Origin of the sequence: Halomonas sp. BDJS001 (assembly GCF_026104355.1) — a bacterium.
Taxonomy (GTDB): Bacteria; Pseudomonadota; Gammaproteobacteria; order Pseudomonadales; family Halomonadaceae; genus Vreelandella.
On the sequence record NZ_CP110535.1, the window covers coordinates 2,004,446 to 2,029,538 of the forward strand.

General features: G+C 54.8%; 29 protein-coding genes and 1 pseudogene. 18 read left to right on the plus strand and 12 right to left on the minus strand.

Annotated elements, in window-relative coordinates; all coding sequences use genetic code 11:
- The first annotated feature begins 77 nt into the window (after positions 1-77).
- The 4 genes from OM794_RS09110 (at position 78) to OM794_RS09125 (ending at position 2,236) form a co-directional block, all read left to right on the plus strand.
- Entirely contained in the window at positions 78-605 is a 528-nt protein-coding gene (locus tag OM794_RS09110) for a hypothetical protein (protein ID WP_265154513.1), read from the plus strand.
- Positions 500-1,384 carry a S8 family serine peptidase gene (locus OM794_RS09115; protein WP_265154514.1) on the plus strand — a complete coding sequence of 295 codons (885 nt, stop codon included), beginning with the start codon at positions 500-502 and terminating at the stop codon, positions 1,382-1,384. The genes OM794_RS09110 and OM794_RS09115 overlap by 106 nt, the downstream gene beginning before the upstream one ends.
- Before the next feature lie 69 nt (positions 1,385-1,453).
- On the plus strand, positions 1,454-1,693 hold the full coding sequence (locus OM794_RS09120; protein ID WP_226249540.1) for a hypothetical protein: 240 nt from the start codon (positions 1,454-1,456) through the stop codon (positions 1,691-1,693).
- A 57-nt stretch (positions 1,694-1,750) separates the two neighbouring features.
- Positions 1,751-2,236 carry a VOC family protein gene (locus OM794_RS09125; RefSeq protein WP_226249539.1) on the plus strand — a complete coding sequence of 162 codons (486 nt, stop codon included), beginning with the start codon at positions 1,751-1,753 and terminating at the stop codon, positions 2,234-2,236.
- A gap of 82 nt (positions 2,237-2,318) precedes the next feature.
- Here OM794_RS09125 and OM794_RS09130 read toward each other — a convergent pair whose 3' ends face one another.
- From OM794_RS09130 to OM794_RS09145, 4 genes are all read right to left on the minus strand, one after another.
- Positions 2,319-3,083, minus strand: a complete 765-nt coding sequence (locus OM794_RS09130) for an alpha/beta hydrolase (protein WP_226249538.1) — start codon at positions 3,081-3,083, stop codon at positions 2,319-2,321.
- 12 nt (positions 3,084-3,095) lie between these two features.
- Positions 3,096-4,325 carry a kynureninase gene (gene kynU, locus OM794_RS09135; protein WP_226249537.1) on the minus strand — a complete coding sequence of 410 codons (1,230 nt, stop codon included), beginning with the start codon at positions 4,323-4,325 and terminating at the stop codon, positions 3,096-3,098.
- Between the two features lie 83 nt (positions 4,326-4,408).
- Positions 4,409-5,245, minus strand: coding sequence for a tryptophan 2,3-dioxygenase (gene kynA / locus OM794_RS09140; RefSeq protein ID WP_226249536.1), 837 nt, complete (start codon positions 5,243-5,245; stop codon positions 4,409-4,411).
- A gap of 1 nt (position 5,246) precedes the next feature.
- Positions 5,247-5,621, minus strand: a complete 375-nt coding sequence (locus tag OM794_RS09145; protein ID WP_226249535.1) for a hypothetical protein — start codon at positions 5,619-5,621, stop codon at positions 5,247-5,249.
- A 205-nt stretch (positions 5,622-5,826) separates the two neighbouring features.
- On the opposite strand from OM794_RS09145, the gene OM794_RS09150 reads away from it, so the two are divergent.
- The 6 genes from OM794_RS09150 to OM794_RS09175 all read left to right on the plus strand — a co-directional run bounded on the left by OM794_RS09150 (position 5,827) and on the right by OM794_RS09175 (position 10,558).
- Complete coding sequence (locus tag OM794_RS09150; RefSeq protein WP_265154515.1) at positions 5,827-6,186, plus strand: DUF3592 domain-containing protein; 360 nt, start codon at positions 5,827-5,829, stop codon at positions 6,184-6,186.
- Positions 6,187-6,218: 32 nt separating this feature from the next.
- Positions 6,219-6,524, plus strand: coding sequence for a hypothetical protein (locus OM794_RS09155; protein ID WP_265154517.1), 306 nt, complete (start codon positions 6,219-6,221; stop codon positions 6,522-6,524).
- A 116-nt stretch (positions 6,525-6,640) separates the two neighbouring features.
- Complete coding sequence (locus OM794_RS09160; RefSeq protein ID WP_226249533.1) at positions 6,641-7,237, plus strand: LemA family protein; 597 nt, start codon at positions 6,641-6,643, stop codon at positions 7,235-7,237.
- A gap of 18 nt (positions 7,238-7,255) precedes the next feature.
- The gene (locus tag OM794_RS09165; RefSeq protein WP_226249532.1) at positions 7,256-9,211 is read left to right on the plus strand and encodes a M48 family metallopeptidase; all 1,956 of its coding nucleotides are present in this window, start codon (positions 7,256-7,258) and stop codon (positions 9,209-9,211) included.
- Between the two features lie 32 nt (positions 9,212-9,243).
- Positions 9,244-9,783 (plus strand): GrpB family protein, encoded by a 540-nt coding sequence (locus tag OM794_RS09170; protein WP_226249531.1) that lies wholly within the window; start codon positions 9,244-9,246, stop codon positions 9,781-9,783.
- A gap of 139 nt (positions 9,784-9,922) precedes the next feature.
- Positions 9,923-10,558: a LysE family translocator gene (locus OM794_RS09175; protein ID WP_226249530.1), complete on the plus strand. Its 636-nt coding sequence runs from the start codon at positions 9,923-9,925 to the stop codon at positions 10,556-10,558.
- 68 nt (positions 10,559-10,626) lie between these two features.
- On the opposite strand, the gene OM794_RS09180 is transcribed toward OM794_RS09175, so the two are convergent.
- Positions 10,627-11,328 (minus strand): FMN-dependent NADH-azoreductase, encoded by a 702-nt coding sequence (locus OM794_RS09180; protein ID WP_226249529.1) that lies wholly within the window; start codon positions 11,326-11,328, stop codon positions 10,627-10,629.
- Positions 11,329-11,447: 119 nt separating this feature from the next.
- Here OM794_RS09180 and OM794_RS09185 point away from each other — a divergent pair, with 119 nt between their 5' ends.
- Entirely contained in the window at positions 11,448-12,353 is a 906-nt protein-coding gene (locus tag OM794_RS09185) for a LysR substrate-binding domain-containing protein (protein ID WP_226249528.1), read from the plus strand.
- A 155-nt stretch (positions 12,354-12,508) separates the two neighbouring features.
- The gene (locus OM794_RS09190; protein WP_226249527.1) at positions 12,509-13,024 is read left to right on the plus strand and encodes an MgtC/SapB family protein; all 516 of its coding nucleotides are present in this window, start codon (positions 12,509-12,511) and stop codon (positions 13,022-13,024) included.
- Between the two features lie 53 nt (positions 13,025-13,077).
- Here the strand turns inward: OM794_RS09190 and OM794_RS09195 are convergent, their stop codons facing one another.
- Both OM794_RS09195 and OM794_RS09200 read right to left on the minus strand, forming a co-directional pair.
- A complete protein-coding gene (locus OM794_RS09195; protein ID WP_226249526.1) occupies positions 13,078-13,434 on the minus strand; it encodes an Atu4866 domain-containing protein in 357 nt (118 codons plus the stop codon).
- A gap of 58 nt (positions 13,435-13,492) precedes the next feature.
- On the minus strand, positions 13,493-14,233 hold the full coding sequence (locus OM794_RS09200; protein WP_226249525.1) for an SDR family oxidoreductase: 741 nt from the start codon (positions 14,231-14,233) through the stop codon (positions 13,493-13,495).
- 215 nt (positions 14,234-14,448) lie between these two features.
- Here OM794_RS09200 and OM794_RS09205 point away from each other — a divergent pair, with 215 nt between their 5' ends.
- The gene (locus OM794_RS09205; protein ID WP_319001074.1) at positions 14,449-14,631 is read left to right on the plus strand and encodes a hypothetical protein; all 183 of its coding nucleotides are present in this window, start codon (positions 14,449-14,451) and stop codon (positions 14,629-14,631) included.
- Between the two features lie 21 nt (positions 14,632-14,652).
- On the opposite strand, the gene OM794_RS09210 is transcribed toward OM794_RS09205, so the two are convergent.
- A complete protein-coding gene (locus OM794_RS09210) occupies positions 14,653-16,602 on the minus strand; it encodes a DNA topoisomerase III (protein ID WP_226249524.1) in 1,950 nt (649 codons plus the stop codon).
- Between the two features lie 190 nt (positions 16,603-16,792).
- Here OM794_RS09210 and OM794_RS09215 point away from each other — a divergent pair.
- A pseudogene (locus tag OM794_RS09215) lies at positions 16,793-18,030 on the plus strand (ABC1 kinase family protein).
- 21 nt (positions 18,031-18,051) lie between these two features.
- Here OM794_RS09215 and OM794_RS09220 read toward each other — a convergent pair.
- A complete protein-coding gene (locus OM794_RS09220) occupies positions 18,052-18,645 on the minus strand; it encodes a GNAT family N-acetyltransferase (protein WP_226249522.1) in 594 nt (197 codons plus the stop codon).
- A 144-nt stretch (positions 18,646-18,789) separates the two neighbouring features.
- On the opposite strand from OM794_RS09220, the gene OM794_RS09225 reads away from it, so the two are divergent.
- Complete coding sequence (locus OM794_RS09225) at positions 18,790-20,607, plus strand: SEC-C domain-containing protein (RefSeq protein ID WP_226249521.1); 1,818 nt, start codon at positions 18,790-18,792, stop codon at positions 20,605-20,607.
- Positions 20,608-20,642: 35 nt separating this feature from the next.
- Here OM794_RS09225 and OM794_RS09230 read toward each other — a convergent pair whose 3' ends face one another.
- Positions 20,643-22,004 (minus strand): AmpG family muropeptide MFS transporter, encoded by a 1,362-nt coding sequence (locus OM794_RS09230; protein ID WP_226249520.1) that lies wholly within the window; start codon positions 22,002-22,004, stop codon positions 20,643-20,645.
- Positions 22,005-22,117: 113 nt separating this feature from the next.
- Here OM794_RS09230 and OM794_RS09235 point away from each other — a divergent pair, with 113 nt between their 5' ends.
- From OM794_RS09235 to OM794_RS09245, 3 genes are all read left to right on the plus strand, one after another.
- Entirely contained in the window at positions 22,118-22,636 is a 519-nt protein-coding gene (locus OM794_RS09235; protein WP_226249519.1) for an FKBP-type peptidyl-prolyl cis-trans isomerase, read from the plus strand.
- Positions 22,637-22,739: 103 nt separating this feature from the next.
- Positions 22,740-22,895 carry a cytochrome c oxidase subunit CcoM gene (gene ccoM, locus OM794_RS09240; RefSeq protein WP_226249518.1) on the plus strand — a complete coding sequence of 52 codons (156 nt, stop codon included), beginning with the start codon at positions 22,740-22,742 and terminating at the stop codon, positions 22,893-22,895.
- A 215-nt stretch (positions 22,896-23,110) separates the two neighbouring features.
- Positions 23,111-23,617 carry a hypothetical protein gene (locus OM794_RS09245; protein ID WP_226249517.1) on the plus strand — a complete coding sequence of 169 codons (507 nt, stop codon included), beginning with the start codon at positions 23,111-23,113 and terminating at the stop codon, positions 23,615-23,617.
- Between the two features lie 120 nt (positions 23,618-23,737).
- Here the strand turns inward: OM794_RS09245 and OM794_RS09250 are convergent, their stop codons facing one another.
- Positions 23,738-24,205: a group I truncated hemoglobin gene (locus OM794_RS09250; protein WP_226249516.1), complete on the minus strand. Its 468-nt coding sequence runs from the start codon at positions 24,203-24,205 to the stop codon at positions 23,738-23,740.
- 10 nt (positions 24,206-24,215) lie between these two features.
- Positions 24,216-25,088 carry a DUF3034 family protein gene (locus OM794_RS09255; RefSeq protein ID WP_226249515.1) on the minus strand — a complete coding sequence of 291 codons (873 nt, stop codon included), beginning with the start codon at positions 25,086-25,088 and terminating at the stop codon, positions 24,216-24,218.
- Positions 25,089-25,093: the final 5 nt, after the last annotated feature.

Consider the following 25,093-nt stretch of genomic DNA (forward strand, 5'->3'; position numbering starts at 1 on the left):
GCATGCTTTCCCTTGCATGGTGTCTATGATTCACCTATTCCATATCGCTTAACAGCTAAATGAAAAGGATGTCTACGATGGCGAAAAAACCGACAGGTAAAGGCAATACGCCAGCGGGTGAGTCACTCGCCACTGTTTCATGCGGCACCGAAAAACTGTTATTGGCAGCCCTCGAGCGGGGCGGTAGCTGTCTTGAAACCGGGCGCTTTTTGATCAGTTACCGTGAGGGGCGGGTAGAAGAAGGCATTAAGTCGCTGAAAGCCCAGAAATTTCGGGTCGCTGATGCACGAGATTTTAGCGATCAAGCCGTTAGTCTGGAAGATGCCGGAGATGCCGAGGCAATGGTATTTCCGGAGCTTGGAGTGGCACTGGTAGGCGGCGATGCTCTTCAGCAGCATGGCATGAGTGCGCTGGGTAAGGTCGCCGCGGATAGCCCCATCGAAATTATTGAGCCAGAGTATTTCGCCTTTTCTGAAAATTCTGAATATCTACGGGGTTTTTGCGGGCAGCCAGCACCATCGCTCGTGATCTTGGCGTTGAGCTGGATTTGGAAGAAGGCGAAGAGAACCTTGAAGAGGACGCCTTTCGGCCAACTTGGGGGCTAAAACGCTGTAAGGTGCCGCAAAGTAGCTGGAGTGGCGCGGGTATAAAAGTCGCCGTTCTGGATACCGGGATGGATCTTGGCCACCCGGATTTCGAGGGCAGGGAGTTCGTTACCCGCTCATTTGTAGGGGAGCCGGTTCAGGATATTAACGGGCACGGTACTCACTGTATCGGCACGGCCTGTGGCCCCCAGGCGCCCGGTGAAAACACGCAGCGTTACGGGATCGCGTATGAGGCGCAGGTCTTCGTCGGCAAGGTGCTGACCAACTCGGGCAGCAGTACCGGGGCGGGCGTGCTCGCTGGCCTGAACTGGGCCATCGCCAACCGGTGTGAAGTGATCTCTATGTCGCTTGGCAGCCAGAGCCCGGTGCAGGCCGCCTACACCCATGCTGGTGAAGCGGCGCTGCGTAATGGGTGCCTCGTTATCGCTGCAGCGGGCAATTCTGCAACCAATACAGGGGCGCCTGCCAACTCACCTACCGTGATGTCGGTGGCCTCCCTGGATCCGAACCTGAAACCCTCTAGCTTCTCCAATCATGGCAAGATTGAGATTGCCGCGCCTGGGCGCGATATTCTCTCCTCATGGCCCCGGCCCACCCGCCATAAAACGATCAGTGGCACCAGCATGGCGACGCCACATGTGGCAGGCTGCGCCGCACTCTGGGCAGAGTCCGACTCCTCGCTTCGGGGAAGGAAGCTCTGGGAGCAACTGGTGGCTTCAGCGCGGCGCCTGCAGTTTGCCGATTCCCGCGTGGGAGCAGGGTTGGTGCAAGCGCCCTAATGTTAGACGACGCGCTGGGCCGGTGCTCCTTTCTGGCCGCCCAGCGCTCTTACTATGGAGATATGTCAGATGCCAACGGTAGCGCTATGGTTGATCACTATTTCCAGCGATCAACCGATAAATGAAATGGCCACGCGCCTCAGCGCTGAAGGGTTAACCATCCAGGAGGTGCTGGAGGAGATCGGCTGTATTACCGGCTCGGCTGACGATGCCACGGCGGAACGGCTGAAAAAGATCAAAGGCGTAGTGGATATAGCACCTGATATGCAGCTCGATATAGGGCCGCCAGGCTCTGAGGAGACTTGGTAAGTTCAGTCAATATTTCACTGGGCTTGATGAGCAGTATGGTTTTAGTGGAGACGTAACATGACTACCCCCGCAAAGAACACTGTTTGCCTTTGGTACGATGGTGGTGCAGAAGAGGCAGCGCGCTTTTACGCTGGCACCTTTCCTGATTCGTTTGTCAGGGCGGTTCATCAAGCACCGGGGGACTTTCCTTCGGGTAAGCAAGGTGATGTATTGACCGTCGAGTTTACCGTGATGGGCATTCCGTGCCTTGGCCTCAACGGCGGGCCTGGGGTTACGCACAATGAGTCATTCTCTTTTCAGGTCTCAACGAATGACCAAGGCGAAACGGATCGCTATTGGAATGCCATTGTTAGCAATGGTGGCGAGGAAAGCGCCTGTGGCTGGTGCAAGGATAAATGGGGAATATCGTGGCAGATAACGCCTGCTGTGCTGATTAAAGCCGTTACCAATCCTAATCCTGCCGTCGCTAAGCGCGCATTCGACGCGATGATGCAGATGAAAAAAATCAACATTGCTGAGATCGAAGCAGCCATTCACGGTTAAGATATTGAGTAAGCTAGACGATCATCATCCGCTTGGTGCTGGCCATGGGGGTCTTTACCACAGCTAATTACCTCTTCAAGTTTTATAACGCATCTAACACATCAAAGTGATCGCAGTTAGCTATATCCACGAGCTCGACTTGGATATGGCTAGTCTTTAACGCTGCAACAAAATCGTGCGCTTGTTGCCGAAAAGTAGGTGGATCGTTTTTGGCGATGACCACTTGGCATGAGGGTAGTTTGCTCAAATCGGCAAATATAGGACTTAACGCAAGTGCTTGGGTTGAAGTGAGCTCCAGCGCTTCGTTAACGTAGGTATCCACCAATGGCGTTAGGTCATAAACGCCGCTAACCAGTATCAATTTATCAATGGGTATGTCACCCCTGGCGGCGACCCAGTAAGCCAACTGGGCACCGGCGCTATGGCCCCCTAATACAATAGACCACACGCCACCGTTATCCGCGAGAGCGTTACATGCCGCCGCAATCCCCTCAAGGCATTGGCTCACCATAGTGTTAATGGACGTTTCCGGTGCTAAGCCGTAACCCAGGGAGGCGAAAGCCATACCACTGGCCAAGTAGCGTTCAGCCAGAAAGTCCGTCGCGGTGTTATCCAGCGCCTGCCAGTAGCCGCCGTGAATAAATAGCATCAATGACCAAGGGCCCATGGTGTTTTCAGGGATAAACAGGTTGAGACGGGCCGCCGGATCTTCATCGTAGCGCAGGGTAATCGGCTGGTGGCGTGCCACCAGGTCACTACCTAAAGCGGCCTGGTGCGTTAAAGTGGCTTCATAATCCCGAGCGAAATAGCTCGGCGAGTAGGCGAGGTTCAGGGGTGTTTCAGTCATCACGTACCTCTATTAGGTAACGGCTCCACGCACATGAAACTGCGGATCCTGGTACTCACCGCTTTCCATTACCTCGCGGAAGTGCTGGGCGGCCTGCCAAACATCTTCAAAACTGAGGTATAGCGGGGTAAAACCAAAACGCATTAAGCCGGGCTCCCGGTAGTCGCCGATTACACCGCGGGCAATCAAGGCTTGAACGATAGCGTAGCCGTTTTGACTATCCACCAGTGATACCTGGCTGCCGCGCTCACTGGCTGATGGGGTTATATCGTCAATATGATGAGTGGTAAAAATATCGCTTAAACACTCTCGAAACAGGTCGCTCATGGCCAGACTTTTTGCTCTCAGCGCCTGCATGTCCACCTCGCTCCATAGGTCGAGCGAGGCTTCCAGAGCGGCGTAGGCAAGTGCCGAATGGGTGCCAGTGCGAAAGCGGGAAATATCCCCCGCTGGGGTGTAGTCCGCTTCAAAAGCGAAGGGCGATGCATGGCCGTGCCAGCCGGAAAGCGGCTGCCAACCTTTGTCTTGGTGATCGCTATGCACGTATAAAAAAGCTGGCGCGCCAGGGCCGCCGTTAAGGTACTTGTACGTACAGCCTACGGCGTAGCGAGCGCCGCAACCGTTTAGATCAATGGGCAGTGCGCCTGCGGAATGGGCCAAATCCCAGATGACTTCCGCGCCGTGGTCGTGCACCAGTTTCGTGGTGGTGGCCATATCGCGTAATTTGCCAGTACGGTAGTTAACCTGGCTCAGTACCACCACGGCTACACCGTCGAGGTGTTCGGCCAAGTTGCCTCCTTCAGGCAGGAAGCGGTGCTCGGCGCCGCTCACCCGGCAATAGCCTTGGGCGATGTAACCATCGGTCGGGAAGTTGCCGCCTTCGCTAAGAACCGCCTGGCAACCACTCTTGCCTTGGCCGAGAATGTACCCCAGCAGCTTGAAGATATTTAGCGTGATATTATCGGTAACACTCACCTCACCGCGTTGCGCACCTATCACTGGGGCTAGTAGATTGCCCAGGCGCTCTGGAGCATCGAACCAACCCTGGTTCCAGCCTTTGATCAGTTGGTCGCGCCATTGATCCAGGGTCTCATCGACCGCCTGTTTGGCTGCCTTCGGTTGAGCGCCTAGTGAGTTCCCATCAAGATAAAGCACGCCTTCGGGCAGGGCGAAATGGCTTTTAAAGTCTGCCAATGGGTCTTGGCGGTCACGCTCACGAACACTATCCAGGCTTACAGGCATATGGCTGCTCCGAAAAATTGTATGTCGCTGTTTTGAATATCAAGGCGGTAGTTAAACTGGTTGCGCAGCAGTGCGCCAAGTGTTTATATCGTCGTCCGAACACTCCACAGTTCCGGGAAGAACTGAAGATCCAGCGCTTTGACCAGATAATTCACCCCAGCCGTTCCGCCTGTGCCGCGTCTATAACCAATGATACGTTCGACTGTTTTCATGTGGCTGAATCGCCAGCGCTGAAAGTTGAATTCGACATCCACCAGTTTTTCAGCAAGCTCGTATAGATCCCAATGTTGTTCGCTGTTGCGGTAGATTTCCGTCCAGACCGCTTCCACCTCGCTACAGGCGGTGTAGGGAATACTCCAATCGCGTTGGGTTTTGCTTTCCGGGATGCTGAAGCCGCGATTGGCAAGCAACTGCAGCACGATATCGTAAAGACTGGGGGAATGGAGGGCTTCCTGAAGTTTTTGGTAGTGTTTGGGCTTTGATCGGTGAGCTTCGATTAGCTTGGCGTTCTTGTTACCCAACAGGAATTCCATTTCCCGATATTGATAGGACTGAAACCCAGAGCTTTGGCCAAGGCTGTCTCGGAAGCTGGCATAGTCGGCGGGGGTCATGGTGACCAACACTTCCCAGGCCTTGATAAGCTGTTCCTGAATTCTGGAAACCCGCGATAGCATCTTGAAAGCAGGGCGCAGGTTATCTTCTTGAATATGCGCTGCGGCACCATGAGCTTCGTGAAGGCAAAGTTTGATCCATAGCTCCGATACTTGATGGATAACGATAAAGAGTAATTCATCGTGTTCATCAGAAGCCGGATTTTGGCAAGCAAGCAAGGGTTCCAGATCCAGGTACTGGCCGTAGCTAATATCCTGATCCCAATGAATGGCTTCATTATCGACGCTGTTTTCTTCAGGAGTCGTCATTTTATTCTGCCTTCGTGGCTGTGCGATGGGTGGTTGTTGTCGTTGGTTTGAAAGCCTGTTCTTTAGGCTCACTTAAGTTCCAGAGCATACCGGCAGCGAGCTTCAGGCCCTGTTCGATAATCGTTTCGAGCAGGTACTCGTCGGGGGCGTGCTGATTGCAAGAGGGAGAGGCGAGCCACAGCGTGGGAACATATTGATTGGGGGCATTTTTATCGATACAACGGTAAGTTAGGTTGCTATCTAATTTGATATGAAAAGCTGTCGACCTGAAGCCTGTTAAGTTAAAGACTAACTGGTTAAAGCTGTTATCTAACTCAGATATAGTTTTATCAGAAGAACAAAGCTTCCCGCACAGCGCATTAATTAAGCTTGTCAATGGGTTCACCCTATCTTCGCTCTACCATGATTAGTTCATTTTTTGCTATGTATACACCGTATAGAGCGATTCCATACTCGATAATTATTCCTAATTGACGCATAAGCTGGTTTTTTTTAAGCTTTACCTAATAGACTGTTTCGCCTGTAAAAACTGTTCTGGTTCCAGTTTGCTACGTCAATCCCAGTATGTCCAAGGAGTGGAAGTGAAAACACTTTTCTTTGTAAAGCTAACGTCGTTAGTGGTTGGTATTGCCTTGCTCGTCGTTTCTGTATTTCTATTGCTGAATACAAAAGATTTTCTCTCAGAGGCAGTGGTCACTCAAGGTACGGTACTTGAGCTGGTTGAATCTCGGTCAAGCGACTCGATTACTTATCGCCCTGTGGTTCAATTCACAAATGAAAGCGGTCAGCTAGTGAATTTTACATCATCGACAAGCAGCAATCCGCCAAGCTACTCCCCAGGTCAGCAGGTGGAGGTTTTATACCAGCCCGGCGAGCGAAATAGTCCACGAATCAATAGTTTTTTTCACTATGGGGAGCAGAGGCGATTCTTGCCGGTATAGGCATTGTGTTCTTGCTGGCAGGCGTCATTCTTATGTTCGTGCCTGAGTTCAGGCGTCGCAAAGGCGAATCTTTAAAGCAAAATGGTGTGCCTATCGATACCCACTATCAGGGGGTAGAGTTAAATACACGCTTCTCAGTGAACGGCAGGCACCCATTCCAGGTGATCACCCAATGGCAGAACCCTGCCACCTCGGAAGTGCATGTGTTTAAAAGCCATAATATCTGGTTTGATCCATCGAATTACATTCATACTGATACGATCACCGTGTTTTATGAGAAAGGGGATCTTCAACAATACTATGTCGACATTTCCTTTCTCCCTAAGCTTGCAACGTGATGTATGAACGTACGATATTGAGTTTGTTGGCTACTTTTTTCACGGGCTAGGCGCTCATTGTCTAGCTTTTCATAGACCGGCTTTTTACTGACAAATAGCTACTAAAAGGAAGCACCATGCTGCTTACGCTTATCATCATCGTGGCGATCATCGCCGTTATTGCCTTTTATGTAATCGGTGTCTACAACCGACTTGTGTCGTTGAAAAATCGCTTTGAGAACGCCTTTGCCCAAATCGAAGTGCAACTTAAACGGCGGCATGACCTGATTCCTAATCTCGTTGAAACTGCCAAGGGGTATCTGAGCCATGAGCGGGAGACCCTGCAGTCGGTCATCGAGGCGCGTAATACCGCGGCCGCTGGGCTAAAAGCGGCCGCGGCAAACCCGGGCAGTGCCAAAGCGATGGCAGACCTGGGTGGCGCTGAGGGCGCGCTGACCCAGGCGATGGGGCGGCTTAACGTGGTGATGGAAGCCTACCCGGATTTAAAAGCCTCAGAAAATATGCAGCAGTTGTCAGAAGAGCTAACCAGTACTGAAAATAAGGTGGCCTTTGCGCGGCAGTCATTTAATGATGCGGTGATGCACTACAACACTTATCGGCAGAGCTTCCCGCCAGTCGCAGTGGCTGGCATGTTCGGCCATGGGCAAGATGCCTCGTTGTTAGAGTTTGAAGACAGCGCCCAGATTCAAGAGGCGCCTAAGGTGTCGTTCTAAGCTCAGGGAAAACGCGACATGGATTTTTTTACCGCGCAGGATAATGCTCGTCGTAAAACAGGGCGTCTGGTTATTTTGATGGTACTGGCAGTACTCGCCCTGATTACAGTTACCACGCTGGCAATTGCCATCGCCCTTCATCTGATGGGGAGCCAATCCGCGACCCAAACCAACCTTTCTACTCAGGGGATGTGGTCGGCTCTCTCGATTGAACTTGTCATTGGCGTTGCTATTGCCGTGCTGGCCGTCGTGGTGCTGGGTGGGTTATTCAAGCGCAGTCAGCTAAAGCGTGGTGGCCGGGTAGTGGCCGAAGCCCTGGGTGGACGCGAGATCAATCTTAATACCCGCGATGCTGACGAGCGGCGCATTCTCAATGTGGTTGAAGAGATGGCGATAGCCTCTGGAACGCCAGTGCCCTCCGTTTATGTGCTGGAGGAGGAGAGCATCAATGCCTTCGCCGCCGGTTATCAAACTAATGATGCCGTGATCGGGATTACTCGCGGCACGATCCGTAACCTGACGCGGGATGAGCTGCAGGGCGTTGTAGCTCATGAGTTTAGCCATATTCTGCATGGTGACATGCGGTTGAATATGCGCCTGATCAGCATCCTCCATGGCATTCTCATCATTGGCTTATTGGGCGGGACAGTGCTGCGCAGTATGCGCTTTCGGCGGGTGGGTGGTGGAAAGCGCGACAACTCAGGCGCTGTCGTTTTGGCGCTGGGGGCGGTGTTAATGCTGATCGGCTACGCGGGTACCTTTTTTGGCAATTTGATCAAATCAGCGGTCAGTCGGCAGCGTGAATACCTGGCGGATGCCTCTGCGGTGCAATTTACCCGCAACCCTCAGGGGATTGGTAACGCGCTGGTTAAAATCGGCTCGCATACCCAGGGCTCTTACCTGCAAGCGACACAGGCCGCGGAATTCAGTCATCTTTTCTTCGGTCAAGGCGTGCGGCAGGGGTTTAGCCAAATGATGGCCACCCACCCGCCACTTAAAGATCGCATCAAGCGCGTCATGCCGGACTGGAATGGCCGCTTCGAAGCCACTTTGCCCACCCCGCAAGCCGAGAGTGACGCACCAGAACCAGAATACAACGATGAGCGGTCTGGTGCGGATCCGACGCTTGGGCGAGGAGCCGGATTGGGAGCAACAGCGGCTGTGTTAACCGGAGCCTCTGCACAAGCGGCCATTAACACCATGGGTCAGCCTGGTCAGCGCCACCTTGCCCAAGCTAGAGCAACGCTAGAGGCGCTGCCTGAGCGGATTAAAACCGCCGCCCATGAGCCTTATGCCGCTCGTGCTTTGGTCTATTCGCTGCTGCTCAGCCAGGATAAGACAATGCGTCATCATCAGCTCAAGGCATTGCATCAAGTTGCACTGCCAGATGTTTACCGAGCGCTGATGGAGTATGGCCCGGAAATGTTGAGGCTGGATGTACAGTTACGCTTGCCACTGATTGAACTGGCGCTGCCAGCGTTACGTTCGCTTTCAATGGAGCAGGCCCAACACTTTCGCCTCTGTATGGAGCGGCTAATCGAGGCGGATGGCCAGGTGACTCTGTTTGAGTGGACGCTATATCAGCTGTTGTTGAGTAACTTAGGTCAGCAAGGCAGTGGGCCCGCGAACCTCAAGTTAAACGATCTGCAGCGGGAGTGTCAGTTGCTACTGACGGTGCTGGCCACCGCAGGTCAAGACGACCCGGTTGAGATAAGCGCCGCGCTTAACGCCGCCGAAAGGGAACTGCCGTTCTCATTAACGGCCACTGACGATATAAGTGATATGCGTGCGCTAAGCCTGGCAGTGGAGCGTTTGCGGCGCTTAAAGCCATTGCACAAGCCTGCCCTGTTGCAAGCGATGGCGCGCTGTATTGAGCACAGCGGACGCATTCTGCCTGCCGAAGCCGAGCTGTTCCGTGCTATGGCCGATATTCTCGATTGCCCCATGCCGCCACTGTTATCAGATGATGCATAGCCAACAATTCGCGCTACTGGGGAACCTCAACCATGGATGAAACGGAATCTTTAAATCGAGCCATCCATGAGGAGGTCGCACTATTTCCCTATGATCCGACTTGGCCAACGCTCTTTGAGAAGGAGCGAGCCAGGCTGCTGGACTTATTTCCAGATGAATTTCTAGCCATTGAGCACATCGGAAGTACCGCTGTTCCTGATCTATCGGCCAAGCCAATCATCGATATTCTGGCTGGCGTAGACTCAATATCCCGGGCCGATGAGTTATTGGAGCCGTTGTGCCGTGCCAAATATGCTACATCAAAGGAGTACAACGCTTCTTTGGTCGGGCGGCGTTGGTTAATGCGCTGGGCTGAGGGGCGTAGGACGCATCATCTGCATCTTATGGTGTATGGCAGCGAGGAGTGGCATCGTCGGCTGGCGTTTCGCAATAAGCTGCGTGCTGATACTAAACTGGCGCAACAGTATGAGAAGCAGAAGCACCTATGGGCAACAGAGTTCCCTTCAGACCGAGAAGCTTACACGGCTGCCAAGGGGGATTTTATTAACGAGGCGTTGAAAGATAGCCTTTAGTCAGTGCCGTTACGGGACAAATAGGATGCTAGCTAAGAGCCTTGTAAGGCCTAAAGATGAAGGCACAGCCGCGTTCTGGCTGGATCACAGTCATTAAAACCTGGCGTTTTTGACAGCTAAATAATTAAGGAAAATAACGTTGTTTGATTACTCGCTGCTTCACTGGATGTCGTTTTTCACCGCAGCTGTGCTTTTGAACCTATCACCGGGGCCAGATATCGCCTACATACTGGGGCAAACGTTACGCAGTGGACGGCGACATGGTGTCGCCGCGATGTTAGGGGTTTGGACAGGGGCGGCGCTGCATGTCGTGATGGCTGCCGTTGGTCTTTCAGCCGTTCTGGCGACATCCGCACTGGCGTTTTCGATTGTTAAATGGGTCGGGGCCGCCTACCTGATATGGCTCGGTATTAATATGTTGCTCTCCAGAGGGGGTCAATTTGTCTCTGCAGACAAGCCTGGCCATAAAAAACGCTCCGCTGTTTATTGGCAGGGCGTTTTGGTATCAGCGCTAAACCCCAAGGTGGCTATCTTTTTTCTGGCTTTCCTGCCGCAATTTATCGTGGAAGGCGCTGGCCCAGCCGAGGCTCAGCTGTTATTGCATGGCAGCCTGATTATTGCGGTCGCCGCTGTCATAGAGCCCCCTCTGGTAATCGTGGGGGCGAAACTGGGGGCTTTTCTAAAGAGAAAACCGCGCGTTGGTGTATGGATGGATAGAGGCCTAGGGGCACTGTTTGTGGCTTTAGGCGCACGGCTGGCGGCTAGTGCTAGGTAGATACGCAAGGTACGGATTTCCTGAGTCAGCGATTTCCGTACCTTAAATGCGGATTGTTCACCTAGCGTCTAGGCTGGTTCGGGGGTGGGGGCGTCCCTGAACGCCACCTGCAATTCATCCACCAGCGCTTCTACTTTACCGACTGCCTCGGCAACGGACGCGGCCAGCAGTTCTCCGCCCACTTCCTGGCCTTCGATCGCAATGTAATGAAGGCGGGTAATACCAATAAATCCTAGTGCTGTGGCCAGGTGCGGTTCCAGATGGTTCATATGAGCCATTTCTTCACCAGGCGACATATTTACGCCGCCTCTGGCAGTGAGAATAACGGCATGCCTTGGCCGATCATTCAGTTTTGGAATGTAAGGGTCGGTCGGGTTGCTCTCATCGATCTCCACCGTTCGGCCCGCTCGCACCACTTGATCGACCCATGCCTTTAGGGCAGCTGGCATGCCGAAATTGTAGAGCGGCGTGCCGATCACCAGAATGTCCGCTGCCATCAGCTCATCGACCAGTTGGTCGCTTTCTGCCAGAGCTTCCCTCATCCAGGGTTCAAGCCGCTCTTCGGGGGTGAAGGCAGACGCAATCCAGTCGTGATTAATAATCGATGGCGGGTTTTGACCTATGTCGCGATAGGTGACCGTATCTTGTGGGCGGCTCGATTGCCACTGACTGATAAACCGATAGGACAGATGGCGACTGTGTGAGCCGTGATTATCTGTTCCCGCAATACCGGGCCGGGCACTAGCGTCTATGTGCAGAATGTGTGTCATGGTAGCCTCCTAATCTGAGTTGAACTCATCTATGATTAACAACAGGCTTAGCTTAGGCCGAGCCTTTCAGCCTAAACAAACGATCTTTTCTTATAGATACAGATGAGCAGAACTCATTCATGATCCATCGCCGATTACCCTCTCTTTCCTCGCTTCGCGCTTTTGAAGCGGCTGCCCGGCATGAGAGCGCCAAGCAGGCCGCAAAGGAACTGTCGGTGACTGCCACGGCCATTAGCCACCAAGTACGCGGACTCGAAGAGGCGCTGGGCGTTTCGCTGTTTTTGCGTAAGCCGCGTCAACTGGAGCTAACACCTCAAGGTCGTGAGCTGCAGCAGGTGTTGGAAACTGCCTTTGATAGCATCAGCAGTGTCGTCGAGGGGCTGAGCGCAGTGCCTGTTCGCCAAACCGTCACGCTCTCTACCACGCCAGCTGTGGCGGTGCGCTGGTTGCTGCCCTGGGTGTGTATGCTGCGCGATTCCCATCCTGATATTGATCTGCGTATTCATGCCTCACATGAGCCGGTTCCGCTGGATGGGGTAACGGCAGACATCGCCATTCGTTATGGCGATGGCCGTTGGCCTGGGTTGGTCGCGGATAAACTCTTTGATAACACCTTTATCCCGACCTGTAGCCCGCGCCTTGGTTTGCGTGAGGTAGCCCAGCTACCTTTGCACCCATTGATTCACTTCCGCCCTCAGGGAGAAGTGTCAGCGCCACTGAATTGGGGCTTCTGGCAGAAACACGCAAAGGTGCCTGGGCTGGACGTTAGCGCCGGGCTGGTGTTTTCCGACGAGACCCACGCGATCTCTGCCGCTGTGGGTGAGCAGGGCGTAGCGCTGATGAGCCGCCAGTTGATTAAAGAGGAGCTGGAGGAGGGGCGCTTGGTGCAACCTTTCGGCCCGGAATTTGAAGGTAAGCCGTTCTTCCTGGTCTACCCCGAAAGCCGACGGCATGACCCGACGATACAGGCTATTCGTGATTGGGTGTTGGCGGTACCGGGAGGGCTGTGTACGTTGATGAATTGACAGTTGTAGATTTTTATACCGTTATCTTGTGGGGTTTGATAACAATCTACTCTCCTGCTGAGTTGGTTAACAGGGTGCCCTGTTGGTTACCCTTCGAAGCTTCGCGGTTGTTCACTATTTAAGCACCGTTACTCTGGCAGTCAAGGAACGAAACGATGGAAGTAGTTATTAATACTGTAATATCCGAGTTTTCGGACTTTAATGATCTGAGTGAATTCGTCATTGTGGTGATTCGCTTGCTGTTGGCAGCTGTGCTGGGCGGTCTATTGGGGCTTGAGCGAGAGCAGAGGGGCAAGGCCGCTGGAATACGCACCCATATGCTGGTCTGCATGGGATCTGCTGTCTTTATATTTATCCCTCAGCAAACGGGTATCTCTGACGCGGAAATGAGCCGGGTCATCCAGGGCGTGATTGCAGGCATCGGTTTTCTGTGTGCCGGCACCATTATCACCCGTAAAGATGAAAAAGGTACGTCCGGGCTTACCACGGCGGCAGGGGTTTGGTTGACGGCGGCAATTGGCATAGCCGTCGGCCTGGGACGCGAGCAGACGGCGGTTCTGTGTACGCTGCTGGCCTGGGTAGTCCTCTACGTAGTGCCTTTCTTTTCTGATTCAATCAGCAAGAAAAAAGCTTCCCACTCAGGGCATGATGAAGATAGTGCCGATGTTTGATGGCGCTATAGGAGTGTTGTTGTTTATTGATGGCGACTCACTCGGATTAAAAATCACTCTTTGCGATATAGCACCATACCGGCGTGATACAGCACGCCGTCTATAAACTCGCCATCTGCAGTAAATCCGGTGTCGTCCCAGTATTCGATATAGTTACCCGTCACCTGGTAGCGCCCTTGGTAAGCGCTTTCACGCTCACCGCGGGCCTCGTCGTACCGATTGTTGGCTAAAAGTTGATGACGAATGCGGCCATCTTTCGTGACCCACATTCCAACATACGGGTGGTCTGTCATAGGGGCATTTCCTTCGTTCGGTGTGGTTTCAGCAGAGCTGGCCGCTGGAAAAATAGTGATAATGCCCGCGACCACCAGTGCTCTTGTCCAATAAATGGGAGATTTGGTTTCTTGCATTTGAAAGCTCCTGTGCTCAAGTGCACACCCGAATAGTTCGGGCGTGACGGATGAGGTGTTATTGGCTGGCGGTAGGTCGCACCACGATATCGCTGGTATCGACGTCATCAGGCTGGTTGATGGCATGGGCTATGGCGGAAGCGATCGCCTCGGGCTTGAGGGCAATCTGACGGAAAAGATCGATCGCTTTTGCAGTTTCAGCGTCGGTGATGGTGTGGGCCAGTTCCGATTCCACCACGCCTGGGTAGACACAGGTCACGCGGATATTGTCGGTTTCCTGACGTAGCCCATCGGAAATAGCGCGTACCGCATATTTGGTGGCGCAGTAAACGGCGGCAGTGGGCATAACCGTGAGGCCGCCGATGGAAGAGATATTGATCACCTGACCGCTCTTCTGGGCTTGCATCGTCGGCAGAACGGCAGCAATACCATTGAGTACGCCGCGAATATTGACGTCGATCATGCGGTTCCACTCATCCACCTTGAGCGCCGCTAAAGGCGAGAGCGGCATTACGCCTGCGTTGTTGATGATCACATCAATGCGACCATGGGTATGGATCGCAAAATCCGCAAACGCTTGCATGTCTTCAAGATCGGTGACATCCAATGCCTGAAAATCCACTGTGCCGCCTGCTGCACGCAGAGAGTGGGTTAATGCCTCCAGTCGGTCGGTGCGGCGTGCACCAATGATCAAGCGGTGCCCTTGGCCTGCCAGCCAACGGGCAGTGGCTTCACCGATACCGCTGCTGGCACCGGTTAATAAAACGACTTTAGAAGATGGGGTTGATAACGTAGTCATTGAGTCATCCTCTCAGTAATTGACCTTGAGAAGACTAAGCTACCGCGGCGGGCATCTGTATAGGTGATCCTATTGCATCATTGCCTAATCCTATTTGATTGTTAATGGCGTGCGGCGCGTTAAGCCACCCAGCATGTATATTACTCTTAAGACGTGACCGAATCGGCGAGTTCATCCAGGTGCGGCACGCATGACAGAGGCGGTTAAATATAATATTGAATCGTGATGGGGTAACGGCAGCCGCCGCTAGCCGAGTCGGCTATGAGAGCCCCTTCCAGTTTAGTCGCGAATTTAAGCGGTTCTTTGGCCGACCACCAGCCGAAGAGGTGCGTACCATGAAAGCAAGCCTTGATTTATTGCCGCCGACTCAGCTGGTCGATATCGCTGTGCCTCACTGACTTTAAGTCTAAAAATAGCCCTCAATTATTACTCGAATACCCTTTGCCACGCTTGCCTTTCGTATCCGTGCGGGTTCCCGTACTTTTCCTTCTCGCATAGCTCTTTCTCGGCTTACCCGAGCGCATCAAAGGGCCTCCAGCCTCTCCCTGGGCGCTTTGCAGGCTCTGCCTGAGCTTTCCTGCATCGCTGTGGGTGAGCAAACCGCGTAGATCCTCCAGCAGCGCCTGCTGAAAGGCGTCGGGGTCGTCCTGCTGTTCGGCAATGGCGCGTAGGCGCTGCTCCCATAAGGCGGTGCGCTCCGGGGTGCTTACCGCGCTGGGCAGGGCGGCGATCAGGGCGCTGCCCAGCTTGGTGGCGCGCAGAGCCTTTTGCTGGCGCACTAAATAGCCGCGCTGCACCAGGGTTTCGATAATGCCTGCGCGGGTGGCTTCGGTGCCCAGGCCATCGGTGTCGCGTAGGGTGCGGCGTACTTCCGGATCGTCCACGTAGCGGCCAATGTTCATCATCGCCTTGATTAGGCTGGCATCGGTGAAGGGCTCCGGCGGACGGGTCTCTTTCTCTTCAACGCCTGCGCCGAGTGCTTGGCATGCTTCACCTTGGGTCAGCGGCGGCAGCGGTGGGGTTTCATCGCGGGTAGTAAACAGCGGTTTCCAGCCTGGGTCGAGAATACTTTGCCCGCGGGCGCGGAAAGCTTCATTAAGCAGCGTAAACTCGGCTTTGACTTCGAAGGTGCGCAGCGGGCGGTAAAACTGCGCCATCACGTTGCGCACGATCAACCGGAATACGTGGCCTTCGGTAGCGGAGAGCTGCCTGAAATCAGCGGGCTTGCCGGTCGGTGCAATGGCGTGGTGGGCGCCAACCTGCTTATCGTTCCACGCCTTGGAGCGCAGGGTGAAGTCCGCTCCCTTTAGCCACTGCTGAAGCCCGTCATCGTTCTGGCACGCACTGCTTAGACTTCGCTGGGCAAGTTGAAGGTGCTCTTCGGGTAGATAGCGGCAATCGGAGCGCGGGTAGGTGATCAGTTTGTGGCGTTCATAAAGCCGCTGGCAGATATCCAGCACCATCTGCGCTGAAAGCCCATGACGTCGGGCGGCGTCTACCTGAAGGGCAGAGAGCGAGTAGGGCAGCGGTGGTGCCTGGCGTTTTTCCTGCTGGTCGAGCTTGGTGAGTTGCCCTGATGCACCGGGTAACTGAGCCGCCAAGGCATCGGCGGGCCTGCGGTCAATCAAACGGCCTTGATCGTCAAGGGGTTGATGCTCTTTGGGCGCCCACCAGGCGCGCAATTGGCCTTGGGTAACCTTGAGATCGACCCATAGCGGATAGAACGGATGGGGCACAAAATCACGGATGGCGTTATCGCGGCGCACGATTAATCCCAGTACCGGAGTTTGCACGCGTCCCACAGACAGCACTCCGTCGTGGCCTGCCTGGCGGCCGGTGAGCGTCCAGGCGCGAGTAAGGTTAATGCCATACAGCCAGTCGGCACGGGAGCGGGCCTGGGCCGCCTGAAACAGCGGCTGGTAGTCGGCGTTGGAGCGTAGCTTGGCAAGCGCCCGGCTGACGGCAGGCTTGTTCAAATCACTGATTAGCAGCCGTTGTACCGGGCCGCGATACTTCATGTACTCGATGACTTCCTGCACCAGTAACTGGCCTTCACGATCAGGGTCGCCGGCGTGCACCACATCCGTTGCTTGTTTGATCAGCTTGCGAATCACTGCCAGTTGGCCCCGCGCCTTAGATCGCGGCATCAGTTTCCACTGCTGCGGCACAATGGGTAGCCGATCCAGCCGCCACTGTTTGTCGGCGGGGTCGTAGGCTTCCGGCGGCGCTTGTTCTAACAGGTGCCCCAGGCACCAGGTGACCGTGGTGTCGCCACATACCACCGCGCCCTCCTGGCGTTTGCTAGTGCCCGGTAATGCCTCGGCAATGGCTTGGGCGAGGCTGGGTTTTTCGGCAATTATCAGGCGCATAGCAGCGAAGCCTTCATCGTATCCTTGAATGGCGCCTATGGTAGCAGACACATTGATCTATATAGAGCAAGGTATCGTAGGGGGATGTATAGTGATGCTAGATATTTTCAAAATATTTTTATTGTATCAGTTGTGTATAAATAATTCGGCTTAGTTAAGTGGTGAGTTGAGTAACCAGGAGAGGCAGCAAATGCGTGATCACGGCAGAACGCGTCGTTTAATGGGATTGGGGGCACGTACCGGCGGGGCGTTGCTTAAAACCCGTTTAGGTGGCCAAGCGGACTGGCGCGCCCTGGGTGAAGCGCTGTTGAGGGGCTTTCAGAGCTGAAAGGCCCGGCCATGAAGCTGGCCCAAATTATGTCCCAGTGGGATGATCTGCTGCCGCCCGATCTCGCCGAGGAGCTTGCCCGCTTGCAGCGGCAGGCCGAGCCGATGCCTTGGCCGCGTATTCATGAAGCGCTGATTCAGCAGTATGGCGATATTGACCACTACTTCAGCGAAGTCGAGGAGCGGCCCTTTGCCAGCGCCTCCATGGGGCAGGTTCACCGCGCCACTACCCATGAGGGCGAAATTGTCGTGCTCAAGGTGCAGTACCCTGGCCTTGCCGAGGTGCTGGAGAGCGATTTGATCCAGGTGCGGCGCATTGTGCGTTTAGGCCGCTGGTTTAAAGTGCCCCAGGCGCGCTTGGACGCTCTGTTTGAAGAGCTTGCCGAAAGCCTGCGTGGCGAGCTGGATTATCACGCAGAAGCCGCTGCGCTGGCCCGTTACCGTGAGCGCTATAAGGATGACCCACGGCTGGTGATTCCCGAGCCGCTGACTGAGCTTTCCGGCCCCCATGTCTTGGCGATGCGCTACGTGGAGGGCACTCCTCTGCGCGAGTTAACCGATGCAGATGACACGACGCGCCAAGGTATCGCCCAAACGCTGGCAGACTGGATAACCCAAGAGCTATTTACCTACGGCGAGTTCCACGCCGACCCTCACGCTGGCAATTTTGCCGCCGATGCCCAGGGGCGACTGGTGATTTACGATTTAGGCGCGGTGATTGCCGTACCTGATGCGCGCTTGAAAGCAATGATGCAACTGCTTGATGCCACGCTAAAACATGATCCAATGGGGATGGATGAAGCCTTGATGCAAATGGGCGGCCGCCAAGGGCAGGGAGCGCCGCTGGCGCTCTATCGTGAATCTGCCGAATGTATCGCGCCGCTGTTTGAACCGGGGGAGCAGGATTTTAGCGATGTACGGGTACACCGCCGTCTGCGCGAGCTGACCCCGAAAGTATGGGCGGCGATGGATCGTCTGCAGCCCCCCGCCGATACGCTGCTGCTCTCTCGGGCGCTGAACGGCCACTACTGGAATCTGGTACGTTTGGGAGCGCGGTTGGATATGCATGAGCGAACCCGACCGCTGCTTGAGTGGGCGTAAACCATCCAGGCGAGTGACTCCCTAGCCAAGGGGTTTCAGCCAAAACACCATGGGCTTATGGCTTTCCGCCTGCTCGCCAATATCTCGCCAAGCGAAGGTGGTGGCAAGCTCTCCATGGCGCTGGTAGCCATGGGCGTTCCAAAAACCTTGAAGCGAGCGGTAGTCGGCAGGTTCAGCGGGGTGATCTGCGGGTCGTTCTACCGCGCAAAAAGCGGCTATATCAAATCTCTGTCGTTTGGCGTGGGCTTCTCGTTCGGCCAAAAAGCGTTTACCCGTTCCACTGCCACGATAGGTGGGAAGCAGCACGGATTCACCATAGTAGAAAACGCGCTCGGGATCGATGCCGTTGGTTATAAACGGTTGGCGGAATTCGTCGACCTCATTCTCAAGAGGTTGTCCGGTTGCTGCCCCCACCAGTTCTTCTCTGTCGAAGGCCAGTACGAATAAACTATTCGGGTTCTCAGCATAGCGACCTAAATAATCCGATTCGTAGCTGAGTTCGCCATCGTAAAGGTAGGGAAAGTCACGAAATACTCGAATGCGAAGGCGGGCAAGCGCTGGCAAATGGGGGGCTATCGCCGAACCTTGGCAGAGGCTAACGGTTAGTTCGCTCATTGCATCGCTCCAGTTGACTCGAACGCTGTGTGGTTTGCTCAAATCGCTGCACTCTAGCAGCCCTTAACATCGTCGCCAATCCTCTCTGCGTGAACCTTAAGGGACATGCTAAACTATGCCGCTTTTAACACAGTGGAGACGGCAATGCTGGCGGTATGGGTCGATCAGCTGCTGGGATTCGCCTCCGGGGCACTCTCGGCAATCAGGCAACAAGAACACTATCCGGATTTTATGACCTGGGTGCGCGCCCAAGGCGCGGACGCCTTTGAAGGCGATGTGGCCATGGCCCAGGCGTTGGCACCGGTGCTATGGTCGCAAACCCCGCTGGAGCGGCTCGATTTCGCCTGCGAGCCCCTCGCCACGCCGGGGCGTAATGAACCCTGCTGGTGTGACTCTGGGCGCAAATTCAAGCAGTGCTGCTACCAGGTTGAGTTTCCCACCGAAATACCCGACCAGATGATGTGGATGCTCTCGCTGCGCGAATGGAAGGGTGCGACCCTGAAAGCCGCATTGGATAGCCAGCGGGCACCGGCTCAAGCACTGCTGGAAGCCGGGTTGATCGCCGCTGAAAGCGGCCAGACGGGGCGCGCAATGCAAATCCTTGAATCGCTGTTCGATGGTAGCGACTGGTCACGCCTGCCTGACCAGGCCGAGCCGGCCTTTGAGATTTTGCTGGATATCTATCAAGAGCGCGGCTTTAGCCGGAAACGCGCCGACCTGCTGGACGATGTGATGGAGCGCGGGCCGCTGTTCTTACGCGGTGTGGCGCTTGAGCGACTGTGTTTAATGCATCTGGACAACGATGATCTGGACAGTGCCCGGGGCGCCTTTGTTAAGGCTCAGCAGGCGCTGCCTGATTCGCCCACATTGGCCTACATTGAAGCCATGCTATTGCTGCATGAAGGTCACGAGCAGGAGGCTAAAGAGCGTGCCAACTTCTGGTACCGCCGCCTGGTGCGCCAGGGCGAGCTGGATGAAGATCAGTTGGATTTTCTCGCTGCGTTGGCGGATAACCCCGGCGCGACGCTTGCCGATCAGTTGCTCAGTGCGGAAGAGGATCTGGCCACCCCATTGGTGGCGCTTCAGGCATTGTTGGCTGCGCTGCCGACGGCCCCCAAAATCGATGTCAGCGCCGACCCTGAAAGTGGGCGTTTGTTTTACAACTCCAGTGCCCGGGAGGCAACGCTATTTGCCGCTTGGCATGAGCACTTTCAAGTGCTGGTGGATGAAGACGTAGCGCTGGGCTTTCGTGATGACCCTTGGGGCAACGCCATTGAGTGGATGTCGGCACTCTGCGCGCATCCCGAGTGGCTGGACGCGCCCCAGGTAGTGCAAGACGTAACTTTGGCGCTCACCAGCCGTTTTGGCAGCCTGCCCTGGATGGCCCCCAGCCTGCTGGAACCGCTGGCGCTGCGCCTTTCGCGCTGGCTGGAACAAGCCCGCGCCGAAGGCGGCGGTAACCTGTGCTGGGACGATGCCGACAACGCCATGCTGCTGCGCACGGGGTTAGCCTTGGTTGTGGGTATGGAGCGGGGTGCCCGCCAGCACTCACGGGAACTCGCCGAGGAGCTACTGCTGATCGACCAGGAGGATAGCTTGGGCCTGCGTGAACTGGTGCTCGACCAGCTACTGCGCGATGATCGCAATGAAGAGGCGTTAGCGCTGGCTGAAGAGAGTGACGACGATGGCTCGCTAGTGCTCGGACTGCTAATGGGCAAAACCCTGGCGCTCTATCGTTTAGAGCAGCATGAGGCAGCCGAAGCCGCGCTTGTTGATGTGCTTGGCCATAACCGCTACGCGCTAGAGCTGATTTGTGCCGAAAGCCCCCGGCCCTCTATGCCCCACCCGGATGGCCAGGTTGACCCCGGCTCCCGGGCGGAAGCATGGCAGTACCGTACCTTGATGCGCGATCAGTGGCGCACAACGCCTGGGGCGTTGGAGTGGTTAGAAGCTCACCGCTAGTCTAAACCTTCACTCGGCTAATCCTTCAAGCCTGTTCAAGCAGGCTTGGGGGTGGGCACTAATTGTTTGTCTCGGCTGATCCAGATCGCCAATACAATCGCCGGTATGCCTAGCAGTGTGGCGATGACAAAAAAGCTCGGGTAGCCCTGAGCGGTGACGACCAGCCCCCCAAAACCGCTTAGAAATTTTCCCGGTAGTGTCATTAATGACGAGAACAGCGCGTATTGCGTGGCGGTGTAGGCGCGTGAAGTGAGGCTGGAGAGAAAGGCGATAAACACCGCGCTGGCTAAGCCGTTGGCGAGGTTATCGCCAATAATCGTGATTACCAGCATGGGTAATTGACTGCCTACCAGGGCAAGGAGGGCAAACAGCAGGTTCGTTATCATCACCAGTCCCGCGCCGAAGATCAGCAGCGGGCCGATGCCGTAGCGGGCGACAAGAAGCCCGCCTAAAATCCCGCCGGTAATACTCATCGCAATGCCAAATATATTGGTTACATTGGCAATCTCGGCCAGCGAAAAGCCCAGGTCGATATACAGCGGGTTGGCCATGGAGGCCATGGCCAAATCGCTAATCCTGAATACCGCAATAAACACTAAAATCCACAGCGCTTTCACTCCATAGCGGCTAAAAAAGTCGGTAAACGGACAGACCAGCGCACCAATACTCCAGGCACCCAGGCGGCGCAGTATTTTAGGCTTGCCCCGGCTGGCGCGAATAAACGCCCGTACCTTAGGCTCGTGGATAAGTTGAACGGAGAGGGAGGCGCGTTTTGGCTCCGGACGCAGCAGTACGGTAATCACGCCAATGCTCATTAACGCCGCCATAGTCAGATACGCCACATCCCAAGAGGTCGACGCCGCGATATACAGCGCACCGGCACCTGCGGCCAACAAACCGCCTCGATAGCCAATAATATAGGTCGAGGCCATAGCGGCCTGGACATCGTCATCGGCGGACTCAATACGGTAGGCGTCGATTGCAATATCTTGCGTCGCTGAGCCAAACGCTACTAGCAGTGCAAACAGAGCCACCCAGCCGAGATTACCCACCGGGCTCAAACCGGCGAGGCCGATCAGCCCAGCCGCAATCAGGCTTTGTGCTAACAGCATCCAGCCGCGTCGTTGACCAAAGGCGCGGGTTAGTAGCGGTAGTGCCAGCCGATCCACCACTGGGGCCCAGAAAAATTTGATTGAGTAGAGCATGCCGATCCAGGCAAAAAAACCAATCGCCGCGACCTCAACGCCATCGCTGCGCAACCAGGCGGAGAGCGTTGAAAACACCAGCAGAAAAGGCAGGCCTGCGGAAAACCCCAAAAACAGCATGGTAATAACGGGTGCACGACAATAAATCGCCAGCGCAGCAAGCCAACTGCGCTGGGGGGTGGGGCTCAACATTAAACGCTACTCCTGGTGGAAAGACGCTGGCAATGGCCAGGTGGTAAACTGAGACATTGTTCTATTACAACGTTCTAACACAAAACCGACAGCTTACCGGAGAGGAGTTTTCCATGTCGATTACCGCGCATCAGGTAGTTACCTTGCACTATGTTCTTAGCGACGTGCTCAACGATGGCAGCAAGCAGGTATTGGATGACTCCCTGGCGCGCAATAAGCCGCTAGAGTACCTGCATGGCCACGACAATATCGTGCCAGGGTTGGAGAAGGCGCTAGCAGGGCAAACTGTTGGCGCCGAGCTTAGCGTTCAACTAATGCCTGCGGATGCCTATGGTGTGCGTAACGAAGGTCTGGTGCAAGAAGTCAGCCGCGGCTCATTTGGTAACGCTGAGTTGGAACCGGGCAGCCGTTTTCAAACGGAGGGCGAAGCCGGGCCGCAAATTGTCACGGTGCTGGAAGTCGATGGCGATCGCGTCACCGTCGATACCAACCACCCCCTGGCCGGACGTACGCTGAACTATAAAGTGACTATTTTAGACGTGCGCGACGCTACCCGTGCAGAGTTAGCCAAAGGCCATCCATTACCACCGGGTACCGAGCACAGCAAAGTCGAAGACCGCAAGGTGCTGTAGTGCTGGCCAAAAATTGACGAGTATCAATTTCCTGTTTAACCACTTCTCCCTGCCTTGCTTAACTTGACCCAGGTCAGCATTCTTCCGCCCGTTAGTGACTAGTATGAACGCATACATCACGGCGGGAGGATTCACCATGTATTGGGATGACACAATTATCTTCGGCTTAGCCACCGTCGCGTTAGTAATCGCATTTATGGTGGGCTGGGTGGGCTTCGTGATTCGCGATCATCTACGCAAAGGTGGGCGTAAGAAGTAGCTTTCCCGGTTCATGTAAACCTTGTCAGGGGAGGGGGTTTGCTAGCTTAGTTTTACCAGCCTAGTAAGCCTCCTGTTGCCAGCCCACCTTGGGCTGGCTTTTTTTTGCCTGAAATGTACTGGTAAGTTGTATCCACTAGCGTGCATTGAGGAGTAATACAAGGCGTGCTCTGGTAAAGTTCTTTTATAAGAGTGAATTTACCAGGAAGCCATGCCATGAACGCAGTTGCTTTACACCGCGGCCCATGGGGTCGTGCACGTGATCTGTTAGCGTGTGCATTAATCGTCGTGGGTATTGCCCTTCCCGCGGCTGCCTTCGCCCAGGCATTAAGCATAATCAATGGCGATGTCACTCAAAAGGTCGCGCTAAGTGATTTGCGTGCCATGTCTGACGATACGTTTACGCTCTACGATCCCTATCAAGGGCGCGATGTGGAGATGCAGGGCCTAGAGTTTCGCACCTTTCTGATTGAACAGTTTGGCGAAGTGCCCCCGGCGCTTCACTTTACTGCCTGGGATGACTATGAAGTGACGCTTGAGGGGTGGGATGACCCCCGCTGGTACTTAATTACGAAGGAGGATGGTGACCCGCTTACCATCCGCACACGCGGCCCAGCTCGGCTCGTCGAGCGAGACTATACTAACGATAATCGTGATGTTGAGAACCTGCGTGATTTTGACGATTGGATCTGGATGATCCGCAGTATAGAGGCGAAGTGGTAACACCTAAACCTAAGTCGAGAGATTAGCCATCACTTCAGCTCCGCGTTTTTTCCTGCGCTTACGCGACTGCTGACAACGCGCTCTACCGGGTCAAAACGGTGGGTCATGACGGCTGGCAGGTTACTGAAAACGCATAATGTCTGTGTACATCGGGGCGAGCCTGCCCAGCAGCTCATTCCGTGCGCCCAGGGGAATATCTTCTGCCTGCATTGCGGCATCAAGATATTCAACGACACGATTAAAATGCACATCTGTCAGCCCCATATGTTGATGCGCTCGATCCATCGGCGGGCCTTCGTAGTGGCAGGGTCCATCGCTGATGTCACACAGTTGGGTGGCCAGGGATGCGGCAAATAGATCGATATTCGTGTTAGCAAAAAACACCACCACCTCGGGGTCATCCGCAATTCGGTATAAAAGATTCTCGACCACCGTATCGATAGTATCCTGCCCGCCAAGGCGCTCGTAAAGCGTTGCCGATTGAGTGGCTGTCTGATGAGTGCAGCCTGCGAGCGTAAGTGCGATTGCTGCAAAAATAACCGCTATTAAATCACGGCGCGTACGATTGTATTTGCGTGGAAATCTCATAGCGCCCCGCTTAGAAAGCTGCTTGAAGTGAAAGATAGCCGCCGCGTTGGGAAGGTAGGCCGGCAATGTCCCCTAAGTCCAACCACGCGCCCGTGAGCGATAAATGCTTATTGAAGAAGTAAGCGCTGTAGAGACTTTGCCAATCATCTTCTTCAGCCACACTTAGGTTATCGGGTTTCTGGCGATACTCGGCGCCAACAATCCATTGCGGGGTAATAAAGACGCCCACGCTCCCCTCGGCCATCCACGAACGCCCTTCCTGGTCACCGCCAAAACCAAGTAAACCGCCCTGGTTGGCATCGGTATTACGCAGGGTCGCGTTGAGCAGCACATTGCGCCCAGCAATCGCACTAAATAGCAGCTTGCTGCCGCTAAGATACACGTCGGTGCCGCTTGTTTCATCAGCGCCCAGGGCGGTGGGAATAGTGCCATCAACCAGTCGCTTATGTTGCACCCCAAGGCTCCAAATGCCCCAAGGGTGATAGAGCACATCGCCGAGTAAGCGTACTTTCGCGCCATAAATATCCTGGCCTAGTTCGCCTCCCAGGGTTTCTAAATCAAGGGTTTGACGGGCCACGGAGACTTCAACACGATCATAAACATTCAGGCTGGCGCCGGTCACCGTCAATCTATAGTCGTCTACCCAAGCACGAGTAGCGGCGGCAGTGGCGCCTATTTCCTGATCGCTTGCGGTGCTGGAAAGCACGGCCCAAGGTGATAAACCACCGCCAGCAGCCCCTTCAATAGCACTTACCCCACCCGTACCTACAATACGGCTACCGGCAAAAGAGGGTGTGGCGGCAAGCGCTAAACAGACCGCTAAGCAAGGCGAAAGACAACCAGAGAAGGAGTGCCGAAAGGTTGAATGGGGCAGTGAAAACATAGATT

Excerpts from the sequence above, each read along its gene's own strand:
- OM794_RS09120 (WP_226249540.1), top strand. The coding sequence starts at position 1,454 with ATGCCAACGGTAGCGCTATGGTTGATCACTATTTCCAGCGATCAACCG.
- OM794_RS09245 (WP_226249517.1), top strand. The coding sequence starts at position 23,111 with ATGAACGCAGTTGCTTTACACCGCGGCCCATGGGGTCGTGCACGTGAT.
- OM794_RS09130 (WP_226249538.1), bottom strand. The coding sequence starts at position 3,083 with ATGACTGAAACACCCCTGAACCTCGCCTACTCGCCGAGCTATTTCGCT.
- OM794_RS09225 (WP_226249521.1), top strand. The coding sequence starts at position 18,790 with ATGCTGGCGGTATGGGTCGATCAGCTGCTGGGATTCGCCTCCGGGGCA.
- OM794_RS09190 (WP_226249527.1), top strand. The coding sequence starts at position 12,509 with ATGGAAGTAGTTATTAATACTGTAATATCCGAGTTTTCGGACTTTAAT.
- OM794_RS09200 (WP_226249525.1), bottom strand. The coding sequence starts at position 14,233 with ATGACTACGTTATCAACCCCATCTTCTAAAGTCGTTTTATTAACCGGT.
- OM794_RS09195 (WP_226249526.1), bottom strand. The coding sequence starts at position 13,434 with ATGCAAGAAACCAAATCTCCCATTTATTGGACAAGAGCACTGGTGGTC.
- kynA (WP_226249536.1), bottom strand. The coding sequence starts at position 5,245 with ATGACGACTCCTGAAGAAAACAGCGTCGATAATGAAGCCATTCATTGG.
- OM794_RS09155 (WP_265154517.1), top strand. The coding sequence starts at position 6,219 with ATGTTCGTGCCTGAGTTCAGGCGTCGCAAAGGCGAATCTTTAAAGCAA.
- OM794_RS09220 (WP_226249522.1), bottom strand. The coding sequence starts at position 18,645 with ATGAGCGAACTAACCGTTAGCCTCTGCCAAGGTTCGGCGATAGCCCCC.
- OM794_RS09165 (WP_226249532.1), top strand. The coding sequence starts at position 7,256 with ATGGATTTTTTTACCGCGCAGGATAATGCTCGTCGTAAAACAGGGCGT.
- OM794_RS09230 (WP_226249520.1), bottom strand. The coding sequence starts at position 22,004 with ATGTTGAGCCCCACCCCCCAGCGCAGTTGGCTTGCTGCGCTGGCGATT.
- OM794_RS09170 (WP_226249531.1), top strand. The coding sequence starts at position 9,244 with ATGGATGAAACGGAATCTTTAAATCGAGCCATCCATGAGGAGGTCGCA.
- OM794_RS09110 (WP_265154513.1), top strand. The coding sequence starts at position 78 with ATGGCGAAAAAACCGACAGGTAAAGGCAATACGCCAGCGGGTGAGTCA.
- OM794_RS09235 (WP_226249519.1), top strand. The coding sequence starts at position 22,118 with ATGTCGATTACCGCGCATCAGGTAGTTACCTTGCACTATGTTCTTAGC.
- OM794_RS09125 (WP_226249539.1), top strand. The coding sequence starts at position 1,751 with ATGACTACCCCCGCAAAGAACACTGTTTGCCTTTGGTACGATGGTGGT.
- kynU (WP_226249537.1), bottom strand. The coding sequence starts at position 4,325 with ATGCCTGTAAGCCTGGATAGTGTTCGTGAGCGTGACCGCCAAGACCCA.
- OM794_RS09255 (WP_226249515.1), bottom strand. The coding sequence starts at position 25,088 with ATGTTTTCACTGCCCCATTCAACCTTTCGGCACTCCTTCTCTGGTTGT.
- ccoM (WP_226249518.1), top strand. The coding sequence starts at position 22,740 with ATGAACGCATACATCACGGCGGGAGGATTCACCATGTATTGGGATGAC.
- OM794_RS09160 (WP_226249533.1), top strand. The coding sequence starts at position 6,641 with ATGCTGCTTACGCTTATCATCATCGTGGCGATCATCGCCGTTATTGCC.
- OM794_RS09180 (WP_226249529.1), bottom strand. The coding sequence starts at position 11,328 with ATGACACACATTCTGCACATAGACGCTAGTGCCCGGCCCGGTATTGCG.
- OM794_RS09185 (WP_226249528.1), top strand. The coding sequence starts at position 11,448 with ATGATCCATCGCCGATTACCCTCTCTTTCCTCGCTTCGCGCTTTTGAA.
- OM794_RS09210 (WP_226249524.1), bottom strand. The coding sequence starts at position 16,602 with ATGCGCCTGATAATTGCCGAAAAACCCAGCCTCGCCCAAGCCATTGCC.
- OM794_RS09250 (WP_226249516.1), bottom strand. The coding sequence starts at position 24,205 with ATGAGATTTCCACGCAAATACAATCGTACGCGCCGTGATTTAATAGCG.